Consider the following 25,079-nt stretch of genomic DNA (forward strand, 5'->3'; position numbering starts at 1 on the left):
AGGTAACACCGGCACCGCCGGTTCTTGGGGGAAATATGCCCGATACAATGTTGCTGGCGCAGATGCTGGGTCTTTTGCTTGTGATCGGAGCGTTTGCAGGCGTTCTGGCCGGGCTTTTGGGGGTAGGTGGCGGCATCGTGCTGGTGCCGGCGTTCTTCTACGCCTTCCAAACACTAGGATATGGCGGACCACAGTTGATGCAGCTGTGCCTTGCCACGTCTTTAGCGACGATAATCGTCACCTCTATTCGTTCGGTCCTGGCCCACAACAAAAAGGGCGCGGTGGATTGGGATATCCTGCGCGGTTGGGGGCCGGGGATCGTTGTGGGGGCGGTTTTCGGCGTTCTGATCGCGTCTGCCCTACGAACCGAGGCGCTGCAGGCGTTGTTTGGGGTCTTGGGCATGGTGATCGGTGCCTATCTGGGGTTGGGAAAATCCGATTGGCGGCTGGGCGATGCGATGCCCAAGGGGATCAAACGTGCGGCTCTTTCTCCCTCAGTCGGGTTTCTGTCCGTCCTGATGGGGATCGGAGGGGGCAGTTTCGGTGTGCCGCTTATGAGCCTTTATAACACGCCCATCCATCGCGCCGTTGCGACAGCAGCCGGGTTTGGCGTGATCATTGCCGTACCTTCCGTTCTTGGGTTTTTGTTCCTGGGCATTGCGCCGGAACATCGCCCGCCCTTGACCATCGGCGCAGTGAACCTTGTCGCCTTCGGCATCGTCGTGGCGATGACTATGATCACCGCGCCCTGGGGGGTAAAGCTGGCCCACGCGATGGATCCGAAGCCGCTTAAGCGTGTCTTTGCTGTGTTTCTGACGCTGGTGGCGTTGAACATGTTACGCAAGGCGCTGGGATGGTAGGTGATTTCTGGTCGCGTGGATGGGTGAAATTTCCCTATGACCCGGTGTTGGCTGATTGGGTCGAACACGCCCTACCGGCCGCGCAGCAGTCGGTGCGCGATCCAGCTTTTGCAGAATGGCTGGATTGCGAAGGCACATGGTTTGTTGGTGTTGATGCGCTACCGAACGATACTGAGGGTCGCGTTGGGAACTCAGCGCCACTGGCGGGCAAGGCCGCCACTTTCTTGCAGGATCACTTTGGCCAGTTGCCATTACACCGAGGTCAGGTCTCGGTCATTTATCCCGGATACCCACGCGCCCGGCGAGGCGAAAGCGAGGCTGCCGCGCGGTATAGGCGCAATCGGGATGCGGCCCATGTGGATGGATTGCGCCCCATGGGGCGGGATCGCCGACGGCGGATTGACGAACCTCATGCGTGGATATTGGGCATCCCGCTGAACGAGGCCAGTGAAGATGCTGCGCCTCTGGTTGTTTGGGACGAAAGCCACAAGGCCATAGGCGCAGCCTTTCGGGATGCGCTTGCGGACCACGCGGGTGATGTTTTGCACACGGTTGATATCACCGATATCTATCAGGCCACACGCCGCACTGTATTTGAAACCTGCACCCGGATCGCTCTGCCTGCCAAACCGGGTGAGGCCTATCTGTTGCACCGCCACTGTCTGCACGGGGTTGCCCCATGGGGTGACGGGGCCTCGGTCGGGCCAGATGGACGGATGATCGCCTATTTCCGCCCGGAATATCCGGGGGGAGTGGCCGAATGGATCGAATCCCCATAACCTCCGATCATTGTTTTGAGTGGAGGTTTTGAACCATGATTACGGTTCACACGAATTCAGACGGTGCGTTGATAGAAGTCGAACTGTCAGGTGAAGTCACCAGCGCAGACTATTCCCAGACACTGGTTCCTGCGATCGAGGCTGCCTTGGCCGAGCATGAAGCGATCAGATTGCTGGTCATCGTTCAGCCCGAGTTCAAAGGCTATGATCTGGGGGCCGCGTGGTCCGATACCAAGCTGGGGCTCAGCCACTGGCGTGGGTTTGACCGGATCGCGGTTGTGGCCGATCAGGGTTGGGTGCAAACCAGTATCCGTCTGGCCGCCCCGATCCTACCCTGTCCGACGCAGGTGTTCGAGATGGCAGAACTGGAAGCTGCACGGCGATGGATGCGTGAGTCTCTGGGATCGATCCATGTCACCGATCTGGGCGGACCCTGTGTTCAGATCAGCCTGTTGGGCAAGCTGGACCCCGACGAATACAGCAAAGCGGAAAAGGCACTGGACACTGTTCTGCAAGAGCGCGAGAGTTTTCGGCTGCTGATTGACCTGCGCGAGTTTGACGGCTGGCAAGGGCTATCGGCACTGGCTGCACATTTCCGCCTGGCTCGAAATCACATCCGCCTGCTGGATCGCGCGGCCATTGTTGGTGACGCAGCATGGCAGCATATCGCACAGCGCGTGGCCCGCCATATCCTGGGTGTTCGCACGCAGTTTTTCCCCTCTGCTGAGGTAGAAAACGCCAAATCCTGGCTGACTGCTGGCTGAAATCTACACAAATACGATTCGAACACCGACATTGGAGTGCGCTTATTGACGTGTTTGGTGCCGATAGGCGTCATTTTGTGACGTAAGGGAATTTGTGGGTATTTGTTGGAAATTTCGGTTTTTGGCTCAAAAACGATCAAAATTCGAGAGTTTTCCCCGTAAAATTGAGGATCGAACTGGCTACCTCGGCGCTGTCGCCGCGGGTTGCCACTCACGCCGGAAACGTTCTTGAGCACGACCCCTCTCAGCTCGAACGCTGCCCGCGGCGACACTGATTATTTAATTCACTAAAGGATGCTCGAAATGACGTTCAGGACTGTCTTAAATAAAATCTTTTTCGCCCGCGGCGTTGTTCAGACTTTGCCCGGTGATCTGGCTGAGGATCATGAGGTCACGACCCCAGATCAACTCAAAACCAGCCAATCCGAGATCGCCGGTCTATTTGCCGAGGAATTGCGTGGCCGCCATCCAATTCACGATGCAGCACGTATAAAACTGCCAGAGCATCACGACACAGCGAACTGACGAGTTACAACCCGTTCAGGCGCGCGGCCCGACCGCCCCGACGTTTCGCAAGACGCGGCTTGCGGTTGGGCAGGTCTTCCATGACTTCCGCGCGCTCTGTGCTGTCCATCTTGGACCAGCGGGTGATCTCATCAATCGTGCGGTAGCAGCCGGTGCAAATACGCTCAGTCGGGTGTACGACACAGATCTGGATACAGGGGCTTTCCACCTCGTTCCGTTTCCAAACCATGTTTGTCATGTGCGGTCTCCGACCCGTTACAAAAAGCTCAACCTGTCGAGCGCTCCTTGAAGGATATAACCCGCTGCGACATGATCAATAACCTGTCCGCGACGTTTTCGTGTCGTATCCGCCTCTAACAGTGCCTTTTCTGCCGCAACCGTGCTGAGGCGTTCATCCCAGAAGCCGATGGGGCATTCGGTCAGACGCGACAGGTTGCGGGCAAAGGCGCGGGTCGACTGGCACCTGGGACCTTCTGTTCCGTCCATGTTTTTGGGCAGGCCCAGGATGATGCCACCGATCTCTCGGTCGGCGATCAACTCAAGCAATCGGGCGGAATCGAGGGTGAACTTTTTGCGGCGCACGGTTTCAAGCGGGCTTGCCACACCGCGCATCCGGTCTGATACAGCGACACCGATCGTCTTTTCGCCAAGATCCAGACCCATCAGCGCGGTCATCGGCGCCAGTGATGCGGCAAAACCCCCGAACTCATCATGGATCATTGGGCAATACCCGCCTGCAGCGCCGCGGCGTCGATCAATTGCAAGGCGGCGGTGTTGCCAGCAAATACGTTCACGGCCTCGTCGCGGATATCGATGGCGCGTTGGGCTTGTCCCAGAACGCCGAGTGCTGCGATCAGGCGCGCCCATTCTTCGGGGGTGCCGCCCTCGGTCGCCAAACGATCCGACAGTTGGTTCACCATGCCTTGAATCATTTCCTGCCGTTCTTCCGGCGTAAGGTCGGCAGCAGCAGCCACATCCTCTTGGCTGGGACCAGATTGTCCTGGTACCGGGACAGTTTCGGGTGCATTGAAAACACCTGCGCGCCAGGCAAGGTCATCCAATTGGGCCCGGATCGCCTCGGCCCATGGCGCACCCGCAGGGGCATCGCGCAAGGTTTCGATCCAGACGCGATACGCGATGTCCGGGCGACCGATTTGTGCCAGCATCTGACCAGAGTAGTATCGCGCGGGGCCGTGGTTCGGATCGCGATCCAGGGCGTGCGAAAGGGCCTGTTCGGCCTCGGGTGAGACATAACCATTCGCGGCCAAAATCATCATTTCAGCAAGATCCGCATAAGCGTCAGCTGTTGCCGCGTCGCCTGACAGTTCAATCACCCGCTGTTGCGCTGCATACCCCGCGCGAAAATTCCCGGCATTTGTTTCATGTTGTGCCAGCAGCATCTGCCCCTGCAGATCGTCCGGGCGCGCTGCAACTGTTTCGCGTAACTGACCGAGAAGATTGGTATAACTTTCATCCAACTGCCTTGGCGGAGGCGCAGGTGTCATTTCTTCGACGACGGCTTGCGATGGCCGGTTCTCGCGGACGTCTTCCGCCAATTCGATCCGCGCCTGAAGCGGCATATCCGGCAAACCTACTGTACCTAGACGTTGGTACATAAATGCCGCACCGCCGACGAGTATCAGTGCCAGTCCGCCAATCACAATCAAGGACAGGACCCGCGAAGGACCGACCTCGGAAGTCTTTTTGTTCATCTGGGCGTCTGCCGCCAGAATACGGCGAGAGATTTCGGTGCGCACCCTCTCGGCATCTGCCTCGCCAATAACGCCGCGGGCCAGATCGCGGTCAACGCCCACCAGTTGTTCCCTATAGACACGAAGGTCATAAGCTGCGGCGGGCTCTGCATCGCGGCGACCACGGAGCAAGCTGTAGCTTAGAAAGGCTGCGATCAGCAGCGCGATGGACAGTATCAGAACCCAGAACGTCATGGCTCCTCCGAAGTAGCTGATCTGACTTAGACCCGCCAGTCGTTTGACAAAAGGGACAAATGGCCGCGAATGGACGACATGTCGCAATAGTGCGATATTGTGGCGTTGTGCGGCAGAGATATTCTGCCGCTTCAAGGCATATCTGCGCCCAATCACCGAACCGGATGGATTCGCATATGAAACACTATTCAGCCTTTGCTGTTGCGCGCGAAGCGTTGCGCTATCACACAGGATGGGAACGCGCGTGGCGGTCCCCTGAACCCAAGAAACGTTATGACGTGATTATCGTCGGTGCGGGGGGGCATGGTCTGGCGACGGCCTACTATCTGGGCAAGAACTACGGCATCCAGAATATAGCGATCATCGAAAAGGGCTGGCTGGGTGGTGGCAACACCGGTCGGAATACGACCATCATCCGGTCGAACTATCTGCAGGACCCATCGGCCGCTTTGTACGAAAAGGCGCGCAGCCTCTATGAGGATCTGAGCCAGGACCTGAACTACAACGTGATGTTCAGCCCGCGCGGCGTAATGATGCTGGCGCAGACCCAGCACGAAATTCGGGGTTACCAGCGCACGGCGCATGCAAATGCCCTGCAAGGGGTGAAAACCGAATGGATCGGGCCTGAGCGCGTCAAACAGCTGGTGCCGATCATCAATATCGATGGCCCGCGTTATCCGGTTCTGGGGGCTCTGTGGCAGGAACGCGGTGGTACCGCGCGCCACGATGCGGTGGCCTGGGGCTATGCGCGTGCGTGTTCTGCCATGGGCATGGATATCATCCAGAAATGCGAGGTCACCGGGGTTCGGTCGGAAAATGGCCGCGTCGTTGGCGTCGATACCACCAAGGGCGCAATTGACTGTGACAAGCTGGGCATCGTCGTCGCGGGCCATTCGGGTCAGCTGGCCGAGATGGCAGGCTTCCGTCTGCCGCTGGAAGCCGTGGCGCTGCAGGCGCTGGTGTCTGAGCCGATCAAACCCTGTATGGACGTGGTTGTAATGGCCAACACTGTGCATGGGTATATGAGCCAGTCCGACAAGGGTGAAATGGTGATCGGTGGCGGGACCGATGGGTTCAACAACTACACCCAGCGCGGCAGCTTCCACCATATCGAAGAAACCGTGCGCGCTCTGATCGAGACCTTCCCGATGATCTCACGCCTGAAAATGCTGCGTCAGTGGGGTGGGATCGTGGATATGACCGGTGACCGCTCGCCCATCCTGTCGACCACACCTCTGGGTAACTGCTTTATCAACTGCGGCTGGGGCACCGGTGGCTTCAAGGCCATTCCAGGCTCGGGCTGGGGCATGGCGCAGCTTATGGCCACGGGCCATTCGCCACTGACCGAAGCCTTCACGATGGACCGCTTCAAGGAGGGCCGCTTTATCGACGAAAGCGTTGCCGCCGGGGTGGCGCACTGATGCGTTCACAGTTCACCGAAATCCTGTTGTCTCACCTCTGCGTCTTCGAGGAGATCGCATCATGCTGACACTTCAATGTCCCTTCACCGGCGCCATGCTGGATGAAACCGAACTCCATTGTGGCGGCGAAGCGCATCGTAAACGCTTTGGCCCGGGCTCCTCGGATGAGGAGTTTGAAGGCTACATGTTCACCCGCGAAAACGCGCGCGGTGTGCATTTCGAACTGTGGTTGCACGCCTATGGCATCGGCAAATGGTTCATCGCGGCCCGCGACACGGAAACACTTGAGGTCTACGGAACTTATCCGGCACAGACCACTGAACCGCCGCAAGAGGTCAAGGACGCCATCACAGCCAAACGCCCCGGATGGTCGTGGAGAGAGTTCTCCTGATGCTTCATCTTTTCCAAAATACTACCGCCGGGGGCTCAGACGCCTCCACCTGCGAAAGGTCCGCACAATGAGCACCCGTCTCGCAAAACAAGGCCGGCTGATTGACCGGTCGAAAAAGGTTACCTTCTCCTTCAACGGCACCTCGATGCAGGGCTTCGAAGGCGATACGCTGGCCTCGGCTCTGCTGGCCAATGATCAGATGATGGTTGGCCGGTCGTTCAAGTACCACCGCCCGCGCGGCATGGTCGCCAGCGGAGCGGAAGAACCAAATGCTTTGGTCGGGCTGGGGCAGGGCAACCGGTTCGAGCCGAACCAGCGCGCCACCACGACCGAGCTGTTCAACGGTCTGACGGCGATCTCGCAGAACCACTGGCCAAACCTGGAATTCGATATCGGTGCGGTCAATACTGCATTTGCGCGGTTCCTGCCTGCCGGGTTCTACTACAAGACGTTCATCCATCCGAAACCGTTCTGGAAACACGTCTACGAGCCGTTCATCCGCCAGTCCGCCGGTCTGGGCAAAGCGCCCGATAAGGATAGCCGCGATGCGGATACCTATGAACATTTCTATTCCTTCACCGATGTGCTGGTGATCGGTGGCGGTGTGGCGGGTCTGCAAGCGGCCAAGGTGGCGGCGGCCTCCGGTGCCAAGGTCATGCTGATCGAACAGACTGCAAACTGGGGTGGTCGCGCTCCGGTTGATGGCGGCACCATCAATGGCGAGCCTGTGGATAAGTTCGTGGAACAATTGGTTTCCGAGCTTGAGGCAATGGACAACGTCACCATGCGCGCCCGTTGTATGGGCGCAGGGGTTTACGACCATGGTTATGTGCTGGGCTATGAACGTCTGACTGACCACAAACCTGGCACCCAGGGCCCGCGTCATCGTCTGTGGCGCATCCGCGCCAAGCAGGTCGTCACCGCGACGGGTGCGATTGAGCGCCCCCTGTCCTTTGCAGGCAACGATGTGCCGGGCGTCATGCTGGCCTCTGCCATGCGTGACTACGTTGTGAACTGGGGCGTGACCCCGGGCCAGCGCGTGATCGTTGCAACCAACAATGACGACGCTTACCGCACCGCGATCATCCTGAAACAGGCGGGTGTTGACGTGTTGCGTGTGGTCGATGCCCGTGCCGCGGCAGGTCCGTTGGCCGAAGAGGCCCGCCAGTTGGGTATTCGTGTCGATCCCGGCAAGGCGATTGCCAAGGTCAAAGGTGGCAAGCGTGTCAAGAAAGTTGCCATCTGCAATCAAGAAGGCGTCGGCGGCGCGCGTGAAGAGGTTGAGGCCGATGCAGTTGCCATGTCTGGTGGCTGGTCCCCGGTTGTGCACATGTGGTCGCATTGCGGCGGCAAGCTGATCTGGGATGAGGCAAACGCCCATTTCCGCCCCGATCCCGCACGTCCCCCGCGTGGAGCCGATGGCGAAGGTTTCGTGCTGGCCGCAGGCAGTTCGAACGGGCCTCTTGCGCTGGGTGAAGTTCTGGCCGACGCGGATGCCGCGGGCAAAGCGGCGGCGAAAGCAGCCGGGCACCAAGCCAAACGCGCCAAGGCCCCAGAGGGTGAAACCACCGCTGAGGCACCGATGGAACCCGTCTGGCTGATGCCCGCCAATGCGGAAATCCAGCTGCGGGCCAAATCCTGGCTGGATTTCCAGAACGACGTGAAGGTCTCGGACGTTCAACTGGCTGCGCGCGAAGGCTATGAAAGCGTTGAACATACCAAGCGCTATACCACGCTGGGCATGGCGACAGATCAGGGTAAGCTGAGCAATATCAACGGCCTGGCGATCCTTGCTGATGCGTTGGACTCGGAGATTCCGAAGGTTGGCACCACCACCTTCCGTCCGCCCTACACGCCGATCTCGCTGGCGTCGATTGGTGGCGAAGCGCGTGGCGAAGTCTTCCAGCCGATCCGTCAAACGCCGATGCACAATTGGCATGACAAGAACGGTGCCGATTGGGAGCCTGTCGGCCATTGGCGCCGGACCTATGCCTATGTCCGTCCCGATGAATCCGTGCATGATGCGGTGAATCGCGAGGTGAGGAACACCCGCGAAAACCTCGGCCTGCTGGACGCCTCGACGCTGGGCAAGCTGATCGTCAAGGGCCCGGATGCGGGCAAGTTCCTGGACATGATGTACACCAACATGATGTCCACGCTGAAGATCGGCAAATGCCGCTATGGGCTGATGTGTTCCGAGAATGGCTTCCTGATCGACGACGGCGTTGTCGCGCGGATCGATGAGGATACATGGCTGTGCCACACCACCACCGGCGGGGCCGAGCGTATCCATGGTCATATGGAAGAATGGCTGCAAACCGAATGGTGGGACTGGAAAGTCTACGTTGCCAACGTGACCGAGCAGTATGCTCAGGTCGCCGTAGTCGGCCCCAATGCCCGCAAGGTGCTTGAGAAGCTGGGTGGCATGGACGTCAGTAAAGAGGCGCTGCCCTTCATGGAATGGCGCGATGGCAAGATCGGCGACTTCGATTGCCGTGCCTACCGCATCTCGTTCTCGGGTGAGTTGTCCTATGAAATCGCCGTTCCTGCCAGCCGGGGTCAGGCGTTCTGGGATGCGCTGATGGAGGCAGGTAAAGAGTTCGGTGTGATGCCTTATGGCACCGAATGTCTGCACATCCTGCGGGCCGAGAAGGGCTTTATCATGATCGGGGATGAGACCGACGGCACAGTGATCCCGCAGGATCTTGGGCTGCATTGGGCTCTGTCCAAGAAGAAAGAGGACTATCTGGGCAAACGCGCCCATTCGCGCAGCCACATGGCCGACCCGGACCGTTGGAAACTGGTGGGGCTGGAGACTGTGGATGGTTCCGTCATCCCAGATGGCGCTTATGCGGTGGGTGAGGGCGTCAACGCCAACGGTCAGCGCAATATGATCGGGCGTGTCACCTCGACCTACTACTCGGCCAATCTGGGCAAAGGCATCGCCATGGGTCTGATCAAGCATGGGCCCGATCGGATGGGGGAGATTGTCGAGTTCCCAGGCACCGACGGCAAAATCTACAAAGCCAAGATCGTAGATCCGATCTTCTATGACAAAGACGGGGAGAAGCAGAATGTCTGAACCCATCAGCGCCCTGAATCACGCAAGCTATGACGGCATCGCCAAGATCGAGGAATGCGGACTGCAGGGCATGATCACCCTGCGCGGCAACCAATCCGACAAGGTGCTGGCCAAAGCGATCAAAGACGCCACCGGGCAAAAAGTGCCCGGTCAGCATGAGGCATTGGTGAGTGGCGATACTGGCGTCTGCTGGATGTCCCCGGACGAATTGCTGGTGCTGGTCCCGTATGCCGAGGTCGAGGCCAAACTGGCCGCGATGAACAATGCACTTGGCGGAACCCACGCTTTGGCAGTGAACGTCTCGGACGCGCGTGCCGTGTTCCGGGTCTCAGGTGCCAATGCGCGCGAGGTGATGGGCAAGGTTGCACCGGTGGATTTCTCGGGCGATGCGTTCCAGCCCGGACAAATCCGCCGCTCGCGCTTGGCGCAGGTGGCAGGGGCATTCTGGATGGATGACGCCGACAGCTTCCGCGTGGTCTGCTTCCGTTCGGCTGCGGACTACGTGTTCAAACTGCTCAAGGTTGCGGCACAGCCTGGCAGTGAGGTCGGAGTTTACTGACCAGTCCGCATATCTGATGGCTCAGTCAATGGCCGCCTTGTCCTAGACAAGCGGCCATGATTTTTTGTGCCAACTCACAGCGCATTGTGCGTGTGAGGTGCACAACAGATTCTGTCGCGAATGTCTCCGCGAGAATTCTCCTATTGCGGGTGCCAGCTGACTAGAGTAGCGATCTCTAGAAGGCTAAAACACAAAAACTTTGTTATGAAATTCTCTAGACTATTCGTAGGCGGCTTAATCGCCGTCTCAACTATACCCAACGTGACTATCGCCGAGACCTATTCAGAGTCGTTTGAATGCGTTTTTGGCAATGGCTTGGCAAATAGGCCAACTCCGACCCGTGTTGTTTTTTCAATTGATGCACGAAGGCAATCAGCTCTTCTACATGAAGTCGAAATGCGCGGTATAGATACGCCGAAACGATCGGCCTCAATCAACAGAAATCGATTTTCTTGGATCGTCAGACGATGAAGGCAATAGCCAGTTCGAAATCGAATGTACAAGCTTCACATGACGGGAAGGCCAATGGCACGTGTGTTGAAGTGCAATACTAGAAATGGAAAGAACGGAGTAATACTTTGAATAAGATAGCATTTGTATTGGCACTAGGACTTTTGTCCATACCGGCCATCTCGGTTTCTCAAACCTTCACAGAGACCTATGAGTGCAAGTTTGGCCCTGGCCTTGTCAACAAGCCGACACCCGAATCCCTGGCGTTTTCGGTCGATGAATATGGCCGTTCCGCCTACATACATGAGATCGAGATACCGGATATCGATACGCGGCCGGGTCCTGCTAGGGTCAAGCGCGACAGTATTCGAAATTTGTCAATTGCTTGGGTCGGGCAGGACTATGTCTATTCAGCAACCGGCAGAAGCTACGCTTCGAATGAGTCGCGTATTGATGCGATCGATCTGCTCACTCAAGAGTTCACGGTGTTTCTGGACCGCCGGACTTTGAAGGCAACCGCGCGGTCAACCTCACACAGTGCATACCTGCCGCGAGACGGTTTTGCTCGAGGAAAATGCAAACAAATTCCCACGCCATCCAGCTGATAAAAAGGTGCCGAAAAATGAAAAGGAAACTTCTTGCGATAGGTTTGTCTGTATTTGCCGCTGCAGCGCAAGCCGAAGTGGTGAATTATGAGTGCGAGCTTCATAGCATGGAAGCGCGTGGATGGATTCCCCCCGAGGTTTGGCTAAGCGTTGATGCTGCAAACAAGCGTGCCCGGGCTTATGATGGGGCGATCCGCGAGGACAATAGAGTGGCGGGTCGGAACGAGCAGCAACCCAAAGACACCAAGTTCAAGGTTAATCGACGCGGTGAATACCAGATGAATTGGCGGGTCAGCCTGATGGCCAGCGCGGGTGGCCAAGTACGTCTTTCCTACACCGTTATGTTGAACCCGCAGACCAATGAATTTGAGATGGTCGCGCGCTTCCCGCAGGCGAATGTGACGAACCGACCTAGCGGTGTCGGCAGTTGCAAAGTGGTGAATACACACTCGTTGTACTGATACGCTGGTCGTTGAGGGAGGAGCGTTTTGAGCGTTCTTCCCGATGATCCCCGCCGGCGGTTTCTCAGATCACTAGGATGTGAACAGATACGTCTGAAAGCCGGTCAAGGCGCTCTCATCTGTCATCGAGCGATCTGATCCGGTGCCCTCTCGCTGGCACGTATGATAGAAGGACAGTAGATCGGACAGGTACTTCATCCTGTCTGATCTCTCTTCCTCGCTCAGCAATGGCGCATGTGTTGAGAGTAGCAACGGCGGGCGGTGCTGTTTGAGCCAGGGTATCAACGTCGGCAGAACAAAAAACTCGGCCCCTTCAATATCCATCTTGACCAGTGAAACCTTTGACAGATCACAGGTCGACTGGAACTGCTCCCATGTGATCGTCAGCGCGTCATTCCCATGGGCTTCGTCATGCAGCAGGGATGTGGTCGAGTCCCCGGGCTCGCCCCAGACAGAGGCCATTCTGGCCACGCCAAACGTGTCGGACAAGGCGACAGCGAAAGCAGAGACATTTCTGATCTGGTTCAGGTCCAGATTCCACGCCAGAAACCGGTAGGCCGCTGGATCAGGCTCAAAGCAATAGACATGCCGGGCTTTGCGGGCCCCATACAGAACCGTCGGGCCGATCCAGGCCCCGATATCAAGATAGTCGCTATCGGGCGTCAGAAATCTGTCGAGGACCTTGAACGTTTCGGGCTCCCATGTTCCATCGCCTGCTTCGCGCCAGAATTTTGAATGGTACGGATCAAGGCGAAAAGCCTCGCCCTTCAGATTGCCCGTATAGTATCCGCGCGCGCGGTAGAACATCTTGCGTGCCTTTGTTCGCATCGCGGACCTTTCGGTTTTCTTGTCGTGGCCCTTGACCTGCGGCGCTTGCCAAAGCATTTAACCTTTGGAAACCGCAACATTCATTTCAACAGGGGGCCGACATGGCTTTTGAACTTCCTGATCTTCCTTATGCACATGACGCGCTGGCAGCCAAGGGTATGTCCGCTGAAACACTGGAATTTCACCACGACCTGCACCACAAGGCCTATGTCGATAACGGCAACAAACTGATCGCGGGCACAGAGTGGGACGGCAAGTCGCTGGAAGAGATCATTGTCGGTACCTATGATGCCAATGCCGTGGCGCAGAACGGTATCTTCAACAACATCAGCCAGCTGTGGAACCACAACCAGTTCTGGGAGATGATGGGCCCGGATGGCAACGCGATGCCCGGTGAGCTGGAAAAAGCGCTGACCGAGAGCTTTGGCTCTGTTGACGAGTTCAAGTCGCAGTTCAGCGCTGCGGGTGCCGGTCAGTTCGGTTCGGGCTGGGCGTGGCTGGTGAAAAACGCTGACGGCTCGCTGGCCGTGACCAAGACGGAAAACGGCGTGAACCCGCTGTGCTTTGGTCAGACCGCGCTGTTGGGCTGTGACGTGTGGGAGCACAGCTACTACATCGACTTCCGCAACAAGCGCCCGGTTTACCTATCGAACTTCCTCGACAATTTGGTGAACTGGGAAAACGTCGCATCGCGCATGTAGTGTCTGACCCGATTACGGGCGTTTAAGGGCTTGCTGGCGGAGACGCTGGCAGGCCTTTTTGCTGCGAACAACCGTTCATAAACGAAGTTTCATGCTGAGACGGGATTGAATGCGGCCCTGCAGTGCTTACCTAAGGTGAAGCGGACCGGGAGAGCCGCAAACCACATACCAAAAGACAGGCAAGGCGCCGGATTCGTCCGGCAACGTGGGAACCAACCCCGCCTGATTGACGAGGGATGCGTCGCAGAAAACGTCATAACAGGAGATCTCGATGGTCGCACTTTCACAGGGAACTTGGGTCATTGTCGCAGATGGAGAGAAGGCATTGTTCATGGAGAACATAACTGATGCCGAAGACCCCAATCTGGTTGTTGTTTCAGTCGAAGAGGCAGACATGCCAGCTGCGCAACCTTCTGACCGGGCAGGGCGGCGCAATGATGGCGGACCCAACCAGAAGTCAGCCTTGAATGATGCGTCCTGGAAAACTCATGCCAAGTCTCTGTTTGTGCAGGAATTGGCAACTTTGTTGAATCGCAAGGGGCTGAAGGGTGCTTACAAACGCCTTGTTCTAGTCGCAAGCCCGCATGTTCTAGGGCTTTTGCGCCGGCGGCTGCACAGTGAGGTGCTGGCCAAGGTCGTGGCGGAGGTCGACAAGACACTGACAAACCATCCGTTGCACAAAGTTGAACGAGTGCTGATTTCCAAGCTGGCGCGGCCTGCCTGAGCCACTAAGCGACTCTTAATCCAGATTTCATGAAAAACTGAGGTGTGCGGGGTTAACTTCTCCGCCACTCAGGCGCTAAGGTTCATCCGCGGTATCAACCCATAGGGTAATTGTTCGAGGTGTGGTTCGATACGCGGACATCGGCGCCATTTTTCGTAAAAAGGAAAAGACATATGAACAAGATCGTAGTAGCCGCCTTGGCATCGTGCATTGTATCTAGCGCTGCCTGGGCTGAAGACCAGAAGCCCGAGAGCTTTCTGGTCGTTGAACTGGCCAACTCGGCGCAAATCTCAGATGGGGTTCTCACCTTAGACGGTGTGGATGGTTCGGTTTTGGCCTTTTCTGATCGACCCTATCGCGACACGAAAACCTTGCCCTTATCAGCGATGATCGACAATTGGTCAAAAGGCGAGAATGATCTGGCCTCTGATCCGCCCAACGCAGCATTGACTGGCATAGTAGATGGCGAAGAGGTCGGAGTGGTCCTGGAATTGAGCGGCCCAAAACAAACCGGCGAAAAATTGAGTTTTTCCGTTCAGCAGCTTGCCGGACCCGATGTGACCGAGCTTCAGAATGTTGCGTTGATGATCGATGACATCTGTATCAACGGGACGTCCTACTGCCTGATGACGGGAAGTATCAATGACCTTGGTGGGGGTGACTGATCCTAAGACTGCGCGCGTTAGCCCATCAACGCGCGCAATTTCGAGATTGCTGCATCCGATGTCTCGACCCAGGTGATCAATTCGATCAAAGATGTGTCTGCGAAGCCTTGACTGGTCATCTGTTCCAGAAGCATTTTCAGGGCGTCCCAATAGCCGTCAACATTCACCACAACAATGGGTTTGTCGTGCAAGCCCAGCTGCCGCCATGTGAGTGCTTCGAACAACTCGTCCAGCGATCCGGGGCCACCGGGCAGAACAACCACCGCGTCAGCGTTCATGATCATCACTTTCTTGCGCTCGTGCATAGTTTCGGTGATCACGAAATGGGTCAGGTCGGTCTTGCCGACCTCGCGTTGAACCAGATGCACGGGTATGACCCCAAACGTCTCTCCGCCTGCGGTTTGAGCCGCGCGTGCAACCTCTCCCATAAGGCCGACATCACCGGCGCCATAGACCAGCCGCCAGCCCTCGCGCGCCAGCAGAGTCCCAAGCGATTGGGCCGCGCTGGCATAGGCTTTGATAGCGCCATCGCGTGACCCGCAATACACACAGACAGACTTCTGAGACATGAATTTGGCGCTCCGGGGTTGTGTCAGAGGTTTTGACCCGTGATAGCGGGATTGATAAATTGGCTCAACTGTCCGCCTGAACACATTCAGAAACCATGTGTTTGTGCTGCGGGGTGAAAGGAAAACAATGGACGCCAAGTCGGGAAACGGAAGTTCGGGCAATTTCATTTGGGGGGTCGTTGCCGCAATAGTCGCGCTGTTGGGCTTGGGCGGGGCGTACCTGTCCGGTGCATTTGACAGCGCGCCGGACCAAGCGGATGCGCCTCAGGAACAAACGGCTGCTGCGCCTGCGCCCGAAGCATCAGAGCCGAGCGCACAGGCGGCGGACACCGAGACAAACGCTCCAACCGATGCGGAACCTGACACCGCGCCCGATATCGATGCGGATGGCGACGCAGAGAATCTCGCGCAAGAAGGGGCAGAAACACCTCAGATAACCGCTCCGGTTTTGGATCAGATTTTCGTCGAGAAAGACGGCAATGCACTCCTCTCGGGTGAGGCTGCGCCCGGGAGTGAGGTTCGGGTTTTGCTGGATGGTGAAGCCGTGCACAGCTTTACGGTCGACAATACCGGACAGTTCGCCGAATTTGTTTCGATCCCGTTCAGTGAGGTTGCGCGGGGATTGGTGTTGGAAACGTCTGATGGTGCGGTGACTGCCCAATCCGATGACTACCTGATTGCGGCCCTGCCGAAACCTGTTGAAGAAGAGCAGGTCGCCAGCGCCGAGCCTTCCGTAACACCCGAGAATAACGGGGCCGACACTGCAGCCCCGTCTGATGCCTCTGACACCGCAGACGCTGGGGAACAACCACTGCAGCCTGCGGATACTGAGGTTGCTGAGGCTCCGGCGGAAAGCGTTTCACAGGCTGAAGCCACATCAGAGGATCAGCAAGTGGCCGTGCTGCGCTCGGGCGAAGAAGGGGTCGAACTGGTTCAATCTCCATCGACGGACACGACAGAGCCCGAGCAAGTGGAACTGGATACGATCGGCTATTCGGATAAGGGCGACGTTCAGTTGACGGGCCGGGTCACCGAAGGCTCAGCTGTGCGCCTCTATCTGAACAACCGTCTGGTTGCGGATGTTACGCCTGAGGCAGGCGGCAATTGGAGAGGTGAGTTGCAGGGGATTGAACCCGGTGTTTACACCCTGCGCGTTGATGAGGTCGGCACCGATGGTACCGTTGTCAGTCGCCTTGAGACGCCGTTCAAGCGCGAGCCTGTCGAAGTTCTGCAAGCGGCAGACGCCGCGACAACCGCGGATGCCGCCGCTGAAACACCCCCTATCCGCCAGGTCACCGTGCAAAAAGGGGATACCTTGTGGGCGATTTCGCGTGAACGTTTTGGTGATGGTGTCCTGTATGTGCGCCTGTTCGATGCCAACCGCGATCTGATCCGTGATCCTGATCTGATCTATCCGGGGCAGATTTTCACGATCCCCGAATAAAAACTTCTGGCCCTTTGAGGGCCAGACGATATCTCTGACCGCAGATAAGGCACGTGATGAGACGGACGGCCCCGATGACTTCTGACGAAATGGCCGAGATCGACGAACGCCGCTCGGGCTGGCGGACGATCCGGAAAGTAACACCTTACCTGTGGCCGGATGACGAGCCCTGGGTGAAACGCCGGGTGGTCATTGCGATGGCCTTACTGGTGCTGGCCAAGCTGATCGCTGTTTATACGCCGATCCTGTACAAAGGGGCGGTCGATGCGCTGGCAGGCGAAGGGGTGCCACCCGTGGCGCTGGGCGCAGTCGGCTTGACAGTTGCCTACGGTGTCGCGCGGATGATGACAGTGGGCTTTCAGCAGCTACGGGATGCAGCCTTTGCACCAGTGGGTCAGAGGGCCCTGCGCGCGCTGGCGCTAGAGACCTTCCAGCATATCCATCAGCTTTCGATGCGATATCACGTCTCCCGCCGTACCGGTGGGCTTAGCCGGATTATCGAGCGTGGCGTCAAAGGGGTCGACTTTCTGCTGCGGTTCCTGCTGTTCTCAATCGGGCCGTTGATTCTGGAATTGCTGTTGGTTGCCATCATCCTGATGTGGCTGTTTGATGTCTGGTATCTGGTCGTCGTCGCCGTGACGATCGCACTTTACATCTGGTTCACCTTCGCGGTCACCGAATGGCGCGTGAAACTGCGGCGCGAGATGAACGACCAGGATACCGAAGCGAACCAGCGCGCCATCGACAGCCTGTTGAACTTCGAAACCGTCAAGTACTTCAACGCCGAAACGCGTGAGGCTGAACGATACGATGTGTCGATGAAAGCCTATGCCGGGGCGGCGTTAAAAACAGCCTATTCATTGGCATTTCTGAATTTCGGCCAGTCCTTACTGATCACCTGTGGCCTGATCGGTGTCATGTTGCTGGCCGCCGTCGGGGTGCAAAACGGCTCACTCACCGTGGGCGATTTTGTGATGGTGAATGCCTACATGATTCAGATCACCGTTCCACTGAACTTTCTGGGCACAGTGTACCGCGAAATCCGGCAGTCTTTGGTTGATATGGGGCAGATGTTTGATTTGTTGGAACAGCCTGCCGAGGTCGAAGACAAGCCCGCGGCGCCCGACCTTCAGGTCAACGGGGGTGAGGTTACCTTGCAGGATGTGCGTTTCGGCTATGAGGCAGAGCGCGAGATCCTCAAAGGCGTATCTTTGACTGTTCCTGCCGGGCAGACTGTGGCCATTGTGGGCGCCACCGGGTCGGGGAAATCGACCATCGGGCGTTTGTTGTTTCGCTTCTACGACGTCACCGGCGGATCGCTGAAGATTGATGGCCAGGATGTTCGCGATGTGACGCAGGACAGCCTACATGCCTCTATCGGTGTGGTGCCGCAGGATACTGTCCTGTTCAATGACACCATCCGTTACAACATCGCCTATGGACGGGACGGCGCGACGCAGGCGGATGTAGAAGAGGCCGCACGCGCAGCGCAGATACATGAGTTCATCACCTCTCTGCCCGAGGGGTACGATACCAAGGTTGGTGAGCGCGGGTTGAAACTGTCAGGCGGTGAGAAGCAGCGCGTTGGCATCGCCCGGACGCTGCTTAAGAACCCACCCATTCTGCTGCTGGACGAGGCGACCTCGGCGCTGGATACTGACACCGAGCAAGAGATAAAAGATGCCTTGGCCCGCGCGGGTGAGGGGCGCACAGTTATCACGATTGCCCATAGGCTCAGCACGATTGCTGAGGCGGATCAGATCGTGGTTCTGGAAAGCGGCGAGATTATCGAACAGGGCACACATGATGCATTGTTGGCGCATGAAGGGCGTTATGCGCAGCTTTGGAGCCGCCAGCAATCAGATACTCAGGCTGCCTAAAAGTAACTACTATTACCGGGTTGCAGGCAATCTGAGGAATGTTCATCTTTGTTCTATGAGCATTGGCTCAATAACTGGATTAGTCATGATCGGATCACTTACGCGAGCTGTCATTGTCATTTTGCTGGCTGCTTCATTTCAGTTTACCGCTCTGAACTCTGAAGCGGCACCGGCCACGGTAGAGACCTATCAAGCCAGTGCTAACTGGGATCAGGGTCACCATGAGCGAAAGGGACACAAAAACCGAACTGGAGATGATAGGGGTCGGACAAATGCTCGGGATGTCGGGTCTCGGGCCCGCGAAGCCAGATCGAATAGCGACGAAAATTCTGCAGCAAGCATTGCTCAAAACATATTGAGCGGAATCGCCTGCTTAGACAACCCTAAGTGCGGGCAGATTTGGATACCTCCCGGCGGGCGGTAGTTGATGATCCTGAACGGAAGCACTTAGTAAACCCTACATTGATGCAAAAAAGGGCCGGTTGATCCGGCCCTTTTGATTTACTCCGCAGCTTTCAACGGTGCACCGGGTGGTGCGTCTGGCGTTTTGTCCGCTGCTGCGGGTGGATCTGTCCAAACAAGCTCGGTTGCTTGCATGGCGCGCGCGCTGCGCCCGATGGCCATATCCTGCGCGATCTGGCTAGAGCGGCCGGTGGTGACGCGTGCCAGCACCCTGCCAAACCAGATCGCGTAGGTGGTCACCCAAACGCGCAGCGCCAGCATCGAGGGCGTGACAATCAACGTCAGAACCGTTGCGATGCCCAACCCGAAGACCACGGCAGTTGCCAGCTGCTTCCACCACAACGCGGTCGGGCTGTCGATTGTGTAGCCGCCATTGATGAAGTCCAGAGACAGGCCAAACATCATCGGCGTCAGGCCCGCCATGGTGGTTAGGGTGGTCAGCAGAACTGGGCGAATCCGGGCTTCGGCCGTGCGAACAATCGCATCAATACGCGGCATATAGCGGCTGTATTCCTGATAGGTATCGATCAGAACAATGTTGTTGTTCACCACAATCCCCGCCAGCGCCACGATCCCGGTGCCGGTCATGATGATCGAGAAGGGTTGCTCCATCACCAGCATCCCGATCAGTACCCCGGTGGTGGACAGGACCACGGCCAGCAGAACCAGGATCGAGTTGTAGAAGCTGTTGAACTGTGCCAGTAGGATCACGAACATCAAACCCAACGCACCAGCGAAGGCATTCATCAGGAAGGCCCCGGATTCGGCTTGATCCTCCTGATCGCCGGTCCATTCCCAGCTGATCGCAGGGTCGAAGGGGCTTGTGTCCAGCCACTCGGTCAGAACAGCGATCCGCTCGTTCGGGTTGATCAGGCTGGTCCGCGCTTCACCATCGTCGATGGCTGTGCGCAGCTCGTCAATCGAAGCTGCACCCGTCAGCATCACCAGATCGAACCGCTTGCCATCCGGCATGGTCAGGGTTGATGCGGTAGGCTCTGTGCCGTCCTCGAGAGCGCGGACCACGGCCAGACGCTGTTCGGTGCCGTCACTGCCGTCCACAAACAGTTTGCTTAGGCCCGGTTCAACATCCGCTTTGACATCGTAGTAGCGCTCCTGATCAATGCGGTTGATCTCGGCCAGTTTGGGCACCGGTTGGCGCGTGACAAAGTTCGACAAGGGCACCAACCCGTCAGGCGTACGGACTTTCAAGGTATCCAGCGTTGAAAGCACCCGATCTTCCTCGGGCAGGCGAACGCGGATTTCGATTTCTTCATCCGTGCTGTCAGGGCGCATCTCTCCCAGCAGAATGCCACGTGTGACCAGTTGAACCATCGCGCCAACGGTCGCCACATCGGCGCCGAAACGGCCCGCTTTGGCAACGTCCACATCGATCTGCCAGTCGATGCCGGGCAGGGGCAGGGTGTCTTCAACCTTGATCAGACCGGGTGTCGTATCGAACTGCGCGCGTGCGGCGTTGGTGGCTGCGGTCAAGCTGTCCCAATTGTCACCCTTGATCCGCAGATGCACGGGCTTGGCCGAGGCGGGGCCTTGTTCTAGCGCCGCAATTTCGACAACGAATCCCGGCAGTTCGGCCAGTTGAGCCCCCAGCTCTTCCAGGACAAAGTCGCCGTCATACTCGGGGGCCACGGAATGACGATCAAACAAGCCGCCCAGAATGGGCTCGTGTACATTGGGGCGATCTTCCCATGGGATGATTTCGAACTGGACGCGACCAACCGTGTCTGCCGGGGCTTCGGCCCCTCCATTATTCTGATTCAGGCCGCCTTCGCCCGCAAATGAGAACACATTGATAACCGCTGGATGCGCGGCAATGACCTGTTCTGCTGCCAGCACCATGGCGTCTTTTTCATCAAGAGACAGATTCCCACGTGCACGTACATAGGCGGTAGCCTGTTCCGGTTCGCTTTCAACGAAAAACTCAACACCGCGATTGTTTTCACCAAAGATCGACATCACCGTGATGACCGCAAAGACAACGGCGCCGATGGACACGATGGGCATGATCGGATTGCCCACGATGAACTTGATGACATAGCCAAAAGGCGTGTGCTCCTTGGCTGTATGAACCTTGGAATCAGGTGCGCGCTGGATCTTGGCCGCACCCAAGGCGACCGAGCCACTAAACGCCCCAATCATCATCAAAAACGCGCCGAGGATCCGCCCACCTGTGGGCGACAGGTAGTCGGGATTGACCATTTGCATGGCACCCAGAAACACAAGGTAAAAGGTCGGCAGAACCAGAACAGCCCGCAACCACCATGGGGTGCGTGCGCGTAGCCAGTTAGACGAACGGTCGAAGATACGGCTCAGCCGTCCTGACACGCCGCCCACCACGGGCAGATAGACCAGGGCAACGATCAGCGAGGCTGACAGGACAAAGATCAGCGTCACGGGCAGCATCTTCATGAACTCACCCGGTACACCCGGCCAGAACAGCATCGGCAGGAAGGCACAGAGCGTTGTGGCCGTTGAGGACACGATGGGCCAGAACATCCGCTGGGCAGCCTCGACATAGGCATGCATAGGCCCCACGCCTTCCTTGATGCGCTTGTCGGCGTATTCGACCACTACGATGGCCCCGTCGACCAGCATCCCAACCGCCAGGATCAAGCCGAACATAACCATGTTCGAAATCGTCACACCCATGGCGGCGAGAAAGGCAAAGCACAGCAGGAACGAGGTCGGAATCGCAAAACCCACCAGCAGGGCGGCACGGGTGCCCAGCGAGGCCAGAACCACGATCATCACCAGCGCAATCGCCGTCAGAACCGAGCCTTCCAGCTGGCTGACCATGGAACCGACGATCCGACTTTGGTCGTTCGACGTGCCTACATCGACTGCAGCTTGCAGCTCAGGCGGCCATTTGCTTTGCGCTTCGGCTACGGTAGCTTTGACCTGTTCGACCGTGTCGATCAGGTTGAACCCTTTGCGTTTGACCACCTGCAAGGCAACAGTTGGCACATTGTCAAAACGGGCCGTGCCTTCGCGGTCTTCAAAGGTATAGTTGATCTCGGCCAGCTCTCCCAACGTGATTACCCGGTCACCATTGACCTTGATCGGAAGGCCATACACGTCCCCCGGGGTTTTAAAGGATGAAGGGATTTTGACTGAGAATGTGCCCTGTGCAGTATCAACTTCACCGGCTGCGATCAGCTGGTTGTTGTTGCGAACAACATCAATCAACTCAGCTGCAGTGACGTTGTAGGCTTCGAGCCTTAACGGATCGATTATGACTTCCAGTAGCTCGTCCCGATTGCCGGCGATCCCGGCCTCAAGCACTGAATCCAGTGCCTCCAGCTCATCCTGCAGGTCTTTGGCGACGCGCGCCATCGTGCGTTCCGGCACCGCGCCGGTCAAGTTGACGATGACGACGGGAAATTCCGAGAAGTTGACCTCGGTAATCGTATATTGTTCGGCCCCGTCGGGGAAATCCGCCTGCGCACTGTTCATCGCATCGCGCACATCTGCGATGGTAGCGGATTTGTCCCAGCCGAACTCAAACTCCAAGAGGATGCCCGCGTAGCCCTCGGCGGCGGTGGCGGTCATCGAGTCCAGCCCGTCGAGATCGGCCATCTCGGTTTCCATTGGTCTGATCAGCAGGCTCTCACTGTCCTCTGCTGAGATGCCCGGAAACTGGGTAGAGACAAAGAGCATCGGGATGTCGATATCCGGCTCGCCTTCTTTCGGCAGGTTCACATAGGCAAAGCCGCCGATGACCAGCGAGATGGCGATAAAGGCCAGAACCATTCGGGCCCGATCAGCGGCCCATGCGACAACACCTGTCATTGCGACGCTTCCTGATAGGTTGGGGCGACAGTGACGCCCCGGATCACGAATTCCTGTCCGACAACGATAATATCAACGGTTTCTGCCAATCCGCCAACCCAAACGCCCTCGGCCGTGTCGCGCAGCACGCGGATGGGTGCAAAATCGACAATATTCCCCGCTCCGACCGTCCGAACGCCCAATTGGCCCTCGTTATTCAGCGTCAATGCTGACTGAGGCAGCAAATGTGCCTTGGCCCCTTCGGCGGCAATGCGAATCGTGGCGGTTTGTCCATCGCGGATGGTCAGGTCCGCGTTGGGCACGGTGATTTCCACCTCGAAGGTGCGGGTGGTTTCATCCGCTGAACGGCTAAGGAATGTCACGCGGCCTTCAACCTGTCGGCCCGTGACCAGCTGTGCAGATGCTTCAGCACCGACTTGCACGCGATTGACCTCGGTCTCGGGTACAAATCCGACCAACTTGATCGGGTCCAGCTGAATTACCGTGGCACAAAGAGAGCCAGGCTGCATCAAGCTGCCAAGTTCCGCCGTGTCGCTTTCTAGCAGACCTCGGAACGGGGCGTCTATGGTCAGGCGGTTGATCTCACGCTGAGCGGCCTCAACTTCGGCAGCAGCAGCTTCGATCCCTGCACGGGTGGCTTCCAACCCGGCTTCCGCAGACTTGATGCCCGCTTCGGCGCTGCTCATCGCAGCTTCGCTTGAGATGCGGCGGGTTTCTGAACCGAACCCGGTTTCCGACAGTTTCCGGGCTGCAGTCAGGTTGATCTCGGCTTCGGCGACAAGGGCGTGAGCCTCTTCCAGGCGCGCTTCGGATTCAGGGATACGGCTTTCCGCTTCCAGCTTCCGGGCCATCGCCTCGGCCAAGCTGGCGGGACGGCTGCCGGGATCAAGTTCGCACAGCAGATCGCCGCTTTCGACAAAGGCGCCGCGCCGCTTGGGTTCTGACACAACGGTCGATGTGGTTTCGGCCAGCACTTCAACCTGACGGTTCGCTTGTGTTTCGCCGCGCAACAGAACGGCGCTGTCGATCTCGCGCGCTTGCGAGCGAATAGCCACCACGCGCACCGCGTCTTCGGCTGCGGCGTCCGGGTTTTCACCCTCAGCGGCGGCAGGCGCATCCGCGTCGTCGCGCCCGGCAAATGCAAATAGCGAGTCGCGCTCAAAAACCAGAAAATATAAGGCAACAATCACCAGAAGGGCGTTGATGAATGAAATCAACCGCATAAAGTGGTACTCCCAGAGTTCCGCATCAGAAAATATCTGACATTCATGCCTGTAGATGGGGTTCGGCATGTGGATTTTCTACGCTGAACTGAATAGTTCGGTTCACTTTTTTTCGCAAGGGCGGACTCTGGCATCAAGATCGTGCGAAATCCGGCTCTTGGCTTGGCCGTGGCGGCGGGGTATGACATGGCGCACGAATGCAAGACAAAACAGCCCGGGGGCAGGGATGAGCGATACCGACAGTTTCATCGATGAGGTCACAGAAGAGGTCCGGCGCGACCGGATGTACCTGCTGTTGCGCCGCTGGGGCTGGGTTGGTGTTGTTGCTGTCATCTTGATCGTGGGTGGCGCGGCCTTCAATGAGGTCCGCAAAGCGCGCGAAACAGCACGAGCACAATCGCTCGGGGATGAGATTCTCGCGGCATTGTCCGAGAATGATTCCGCGGCGCGGGCTGCTGGCTTGCAAGGGATTGAGACACAATCTGCGGGTGGTGAGGCGGTTTTGAACATGTTGCTGTCCGCGTCGCAGATCGAAGCCGGTTCAGAGCCGGATGCAGTAGCCAGCCTGAATGCAATCGCTGTGCAGGGGGATCTGCCGGAAATCTATCGCGCGATTGCAAGCTTCAAAGCGCTTTTGCTGCAGACAGATACGATGCCAGTTGCAGATCGGCGCCTGCAGTTTGAGGCGCTGGCCGCCCCTGGTGCACCGCTGCGTCTACTGGCGGAAGAACAATTGGCGCTCATCGACATTTCCGAAGGCAATGTGGATGCGGCCCTGGATCGTCTGCAAGCGCTGCGACAAGATGCCGAGATCGGGATCGATATGCAGCAGCGCGCCGCGCAACTGATCACCGCTTTGGGTGGCGAGCCGGACCCGTTAGTGGCACAACAAGGCTAAGCTGACGGGAAGACAAAGGACAGGCGAGTTCGGAT

23 protein-coding genes are annotated in these 25,079 nt (G+C 57.7%); 16 read left to right on the top strand and 7 right to left on the bottom strand.

The window, feature by feature from the left end; all coding sequences use genetic code 11:
* The first annotated feature begins 35 nt into the window (after nt 1–35).
* The 4 genes from ABLN87_RS00440 to ABLN87_RS00455 all read left to right on the top strand — a co-directional run bounded on the left by ABLN87_RS00440 (nt 36) and on the right by ABLN87_RS00455 (nt 2,928).
* On the top strand, nt 36–860 hold the full coding sequence (locus ABLN87_RS00440) for a sulfite exporter TauE/SafE family protein (RefSeq protein WP_353006313.1): 825 nt from the start codon (nt 36–38) through the stop codon (nt 858–860).
* Nucleotides 854–1,639: a hypothetical protein gene (locus ABLN87_RS00445; RefSeq protein ID WP_353006316.1), complete on the top strand. Its 786-nt coding sequence runs from the start codon at nt 854–856 to the stop codon at nt 1,637–1,639. Before ABLN87_RS00440 ends, ABLN87_RS00445 begins: the two co-directional genes overlap by 7 nt.
* A gap of 35 nt (nt 1,640–1,674) precedes the next feature.
* Nucleotides 1,675–2,403 carry an STAS/SEC14 domain-containing protein gene (locus tag ABLN87_RS00450; RefSeq protein WP_353006318.1) on the top strand — a complete coding sequence of 243 codons (729 nt, stop codon included), beginning with the start codon at nt 1,675–1,677 and terminating at the stop codon, nt 2,401–2,403.
* A 303-nt stretch (nt 2,404–2,706) separates the two neighbouring features.
* Nucleotides 2,707–2,928: a hypothetical protein gene (locus ABLN87_RS00455; protein ID WP_353006320.1), complete on the top strand. Its 222-nt coding sequence runs from the start codon at nt 2,707–2,709 to the stop codon at nt 2,926–2,928.
* Between the two features lie 4 nt (nt 2,929–2,932).
* Here ABLN87_RS00455 and ABLN87_RS00460 read toward each other — a convergent pair whose 3' ends face one another.
* The 3 genes from ABLN87_RS00460 to ccmI are packed head-to-tail and all read right to left on the bottom strand — an operon-like array spanning nt 2,933 to nt 4,874.
* Entirely contained in the window at nt 2,933–3,166 is a 234-nt protein-coding gene (locus ABLN87_RS00460) for a DUF1289 domain-containing protein (RefSeq protein WP_353006321.1), read from the bottom strand.
* 17 nt (nt 3,167–3,183) lie between these two features.
* Complete coding sequence (ruvX, locus tag ABLN87_RS00465; RefSeq protein ID WP_353006323.1) at nt 3,184–3,648, bottom strand: Holliday junction resolvase RuvX; 465 nt, start codon at nt 3,646–3,648, stop codon at nt 3,184–3,186.
* Entirely contained in the window at nt 3,645–4,874 is a 1,230-nt protein-coding gene (gene ccmI, locus ABLN87_RS00470) for a c-type cytochrome biogenesis protein CcmI (RefSeq protein WP_353006324.1), read from the bottom strand. Before ccmI ends, ruvX begins: the two co-directional genes overlap by 4 nt.
* A 176-nt stretch (nt 4,875–5,050) precedes the next feature.
* Between ccmI and ABLN87_RS00475 the strand changes: the two genes are divergently transcribed.
* The 6 genes from ABLN87_RS00475 to ABLN87_RS00500 all read left to right on the top strand — a co-directional run bounded on the left by ABLN87_RS00475 (nt 5,051) and on the right by ABLN87_RS00500 (nt 11,843).
* Nucleotides 5,051–6,295, top strand: a complete 1,245-nt coding sequence (locus ABLN87_RS00475; protein ID WP_170530698.1) for a sarcosine oxidase subunit beta family protein — start codon at nt 5,051–5,053, stop codon at nt 6,293–6,295.
* A 61-nt stretch (nt 6,296–6,356) separates the two neighbouring features.
* Nucleotides 6,357–6,686: a sarcosine oxidase subunit delta gene (locus ABLN87_RS00480; protein WP_353006326.1), complete on the top strand. Its 330-nt coding sequence runs from the start codon at nt 6,357–6,359 to the stop codon at nt 6,684–6,686.
* A 67-nt stretch (nt 6,687–6,753) separates the two neighbouring features.
* Nucleotides 6,754–9,768 carry a sarcosine oxidase subunit alpha family protein gene (locus ABLN87_RS00485; RefSeq protein WP_353006328.1) on the top strand — a complete coding sequence of 1,005 codons (3,015 nt, stop codon included), beginning with the start codon at nt 6,754–6,756 and terminating at the stop codon, nt 9,766–9,768.
* Nucleotides 9,761–10,327: a sarcosine oxidase subunit gamma gene (locus tag ABLN87_RS00490; RefSeq protein ID WP_353006331.1), complete on the top strand. Its 567-nt coding sequence runs from the start codon at nt 9,761–9,763 to the stop codon at nt 10,325–10,327. Before ABLN87_RS00485 ends, ABLN87_RS00490 begins: the two co-directional genes overlap by 8 nt.
* Nucleotides 10,328–10,905: 578 nt before the next feature.
* Entirely contained in the window at nt 10,906–11,382 is a 477-nt protein-coding gene (locus ABLN87_RS00495) for a hypothetical protein (RefSeq protein WP_353006332.1), read from the top strand.
* Nucleotides 11,383–11,399: 17 nt separating this feature from the next.
* Complete coding sequence (locus ABLN87_RS00500; protein ID WP_353006334.1) at nt 11,400–11,843, top strand: hypothetical protein; 444 nt, start codon at nt 11,400–11,402, stop codon at nt 11,841–11,843.
* Nucleotides 11,844–11,915: 72 nt separating this feature from the next.
* Here the strand turns inward: ABLN87_RS00500 and ABLN87_RS00505 are convergent, their stop codons facing one another.
* The gene (locus tag ABLN87_RS00505) at nt 11,916–12,671 is read right to left on the bottom strand and encodes an FkbM family methyltransferase (protein WP_353006335.1); all 756 of its coding nucleotides are present in this window, start codon (nt 12,669–12,671) and stop codon (nt 11,916–11,918) included.
* Between the two features lie 101 nt (nt 12,672–12,772).
* Between ABLN87_RS00505 and ABLN87_RS00510 the strand changes: the two genes are divergently transcribed.
* From ABLN87_RS00510 to ABLN87_RS00520, 3 genes are all read left to right on the top strand, one after another.
* A complete protein-coding gene (locus ABLN87_RS00510) occupies nt 12,773–13,372 on the top strand; it encodes a superoxide dismutase (protein ID WP_170530688.1) in 600 nt (199 codons plus the stop codon).
* A 271-nt stretch (nt 13,373–13,643) separates the two neighbouring features.
* Nucleotides 13,644–14,096 carry a host attachment family protein gene (locus ABLN87_RS00515; protein WP_353006337.1) on the top strand — a complete coding sequence of 151 codons (453 nt, stop codon included), beginning with the start codon at nt 13,644–13,646 and terminating at the stop codon, nt 14,094–14,096.
* A 173-nt stretch (nt 14,097–14,269) separates the two neighbouring features.
* Nucleotides 14,270–14,761, top strand: a complete 492-nt coding sequence (locus ABLN87_RS00520; protein ID WP_353006339.1) for a hypothetical protein — start codon at nt 14,270–14,272, stop codon at nt 14,759–14,761.
* A gap of 17 nt (nt 14,762–14,778) precedes the next feature.
* Here ABLN87_RS00520 and ABLN87_RS00525 read toward each other — a convergent pair whose 3' ends face one another.
* Nucleotides 14,779–15,330 carry a TIGR00730 family Rossman fold protein gene (locus tag ABLN87_RS00525; protein ID WP_353006341.1) on the bottom strand — a complete coding sequence of 184 codons (552 nt, stop codon included), beginning with the start codon at nt 15,328–15,330 and terminating at the stop codon, nt 14,779–14,781.
* 127 nt (nt 15,331–15,457) lie between these two features.
* On the opposite strand from ABLN87_RS00525, the gene ABLN87_RS00530 reads away from it, so the two are divergent.
* Both ABLN87_RS00530 and ABLN87_RS00535 read left to right on the top strand, forming a co-directional pair.
* Complete coding sequence (locus tag ABLN87_RS00530) at nt 15,458–16,774, top strand: LysM peptidoglycan-binding domain-containing protein (protein ID WP_353006344.1); 1,317 nt, start codon at nt 15,458–15,460, stop codon at nt 16,772–16,774.
* Between the two features lie 74 nt (nt 16,775–16,848).
* Nucleotides 16,849–18,654: an ABCB family ABC transporter ATP-binding protein/permease gene (locus ABLN87_RS00535; RefSeq protein WP_353006347.1), complete on the top strand. Its 1,806-nt coding sequence runs from the start codon at nt 16,849–16,851 to the stop codon at nt 18,652–18,654.
* Nucleotides 18,655–19,155: 501 nt separating this feature from the next.
* Here ABLN87_RS00535 and ABLN87_RS00540 read toward each other — a convergent pair.
* Both ABLN87_RS00540 and ABLN87_RS00545 read right to left on the bottom strand, forming a co-directional pair.
* Nucleotides 19,156–22,923: an efflux RND transporter permease subunit gene (locus tag ABLN87_RS00540; RefSeq protein ID WP_353006350.1), complete on the bottom strand. Its 3,768-nt coding sequence runs from the start codon at nt 22,921–22,923 to the stop codon at nt 19,156–19,158.
* A complete protein-coding gene (locus tag ABLN87_RS00545) occupies nt 22,920–24,146 on the bottom strand; it encodes an efflux RND transporter periplasmic adaptor subunit (protein WP_353006353.1) in 1,227 nt (408 codons plus the stop codon). Before ABLN87_RS00545 ends, ABLN87_RS00540 begins: the two co-directional genes overlap by 4 nt.
* 226 nt (nt 24,147–24,372) lie before the next feature.
* On the opposite strand from ABLN87_RS00545, the gene ABLN87_RS00550 reads away from it, so the two are divergent.
* Nucleotides 24,373–25,044 (top strand): hypothetical protein, encoded by a 672-nt coding sequence (locus ABLN87_RS00550; RefSeq protein WP_353006355.1) that lies wholly within the window; start codon nt 24,373–24,375, stop codon nt 25,042–25,044.
* The last annotated feature ends 35 nt before the right edge of the window (nt 25,045–25,079 follow it).

The sequence above is a fragment of the Ruegeria sp. SCP10 genome (assembly GCF_040329495.1).
Lineage (GTDB): Bacteria > Pseudomonadota > Alphaproteobacteria > Rhodobacterales > Rhodobacteraceae > Ruegeria.

Coding starts and splice junctions, on each gene's coding strand:
- ABLN87_RS00440 (WP_353006313.1), top strand. CDS start 36: ATGCCCGATACAATGTTGCTGGCGCAGATGCTGGGTCTTTTGCTTGTG.
- ABLN87_RS00445 (WP_353006316.1), top strand. CDS start 854: ATGGTAGGTGATTTCTGGTCGCGTGGATGGGTGAAATTTCCCTATGAC.
- ABLN87_RS00450 (WP_353006318.1), top strand. CDS start 1,675: ATGATTACGGTTCACACGAATTCAGACGGTGCGTTGATAGAAGTCGAA.
- ABLN87_RS00455 (WP_353006320.1), top strand. CDS start 2,707: ATGACGTTCAGGACTGTCTTAAATAAAATCTTTTTCGCCCGCGGCGTT.
- ABLN87_RS00460 (WP_353006321.1), bottom strand. CDS start 3,166: ATGACAAACATGGTTTGGAAACGGAACGAGGTGGAAAGCCCCTGTATC.
- ruvX (WP_353006323.1), bottom strand. CDS start 3,648: ATGATCCATGATGAGTTCGGGGGTTTTGCCGCATCACTGGCGCCGATG.
- ccmI (WP_353006324.1), bottom strand. CDS start 4,874: ATGACGTTCTGGGTTCTGATACTGTCCATCGCGCTGCTGATCGCAGCC.
- ABLN87_RS00475 (WP_170530698.1), top strand. CDS start 5,051: ATGAAACACTATTCAGCCTTTGCTGTTGCGCGCGAAGCGTTGCGCTAT.
- ABLN87_RS00480 (WP_353006326.1), top strand. CDS start 6,357: ATGCTGACACTTCAATGTCCCTTCACCGGCGCCATGCTGGATGAAACC.
- ABLN87_RS00485 (WP_353006328.1), top strand. CDS start 6,754: ATGAGCACCCGTCTCGCAAAACAAGGCCGGCTGATTGACCGGTCGAAA.
- ABLN87_RS00490 (WP_353006331.1), top strand. CDS start 9,761: ATGTCTGAACCCATCAGCGCCCTGAATCACGCAAGCTATGACGGCATC.
- ABLN87_RS00500 (WP_353006334.1), top strand. CDS start 11,400: ATGAAAAGGAAACTTCTTGCGATAGGTTTGTCTGTATTTGCCGCTGCA.
- ABLN87_RS00505 (WP_353006335.1), bottom strand. CDS start 12,671: ATGCGAACAAAGGCACGCAAGATGTTCTACCGCGCGCGCGGATACTAT.
- ABLN87_RS00510 (WP_170530688.1), top strand. CDS start 12,773: ATGGCTTTTGAACTTCCTGATCTTCCTTATGCACATGACGCGCTGGCA.
- ABLN87_RS00515 (WP_353006337.1), top strand. CDS start 13,644: ATGGTCGCACTTTCACAGGGAACTTGGGTCATTGTCGCAGATGGAGAG.
- ABLN87_RS00520 (WP_353006339.1), top strand. CDS start 14,270: ATGAACAAGATCGTAGTAGCCGCCTTGGCATCGTGCATTGTATCTAGC.
- ABLN87_RS00525 (WP_353006341.1), bottom strand. CDS start 15,330: ATGTCTCAGAAGTCTGTCTGTGTGTATTGCGGGTCACGCGATGGCGCT.
- ABLN87_RS00530 (WP_353006344.1), top strand. CDS start 15,458: ATGGACGCCAAGTCGGGAAACGGAAGTTCGGGCAATTTCATTTGGGGG.
- ABLN87_RS00535 (WP_353006347.1), top strand. CDS start 16,849: ATGACTTCTGACGAAATGGCCGAGATCGACGAACGCCGCTCGGGCTGG.
- ABLN87_RS00540 (WP_353006350.1), bottom strand. CDS start 22,923: ATGACAGGTGTTGTCGCATGGGCCGCTGATCGGGCCCGAATGGTTCTG.
- ABLN87_RS00545 (WP_353006353.1), bottom strand. CDS start 24,146: ATGCGGTTGATTTCATTCATCAACGCCCTTCTGGTGATTGTTGCCTTA.
- ABLN87_RS00550 (WP_353006355.1), top strand. CDS start 24,373: ATGAGCGATACCGACAGTTTCATCGATGAGGTCACAGAAGAGGTCCGG.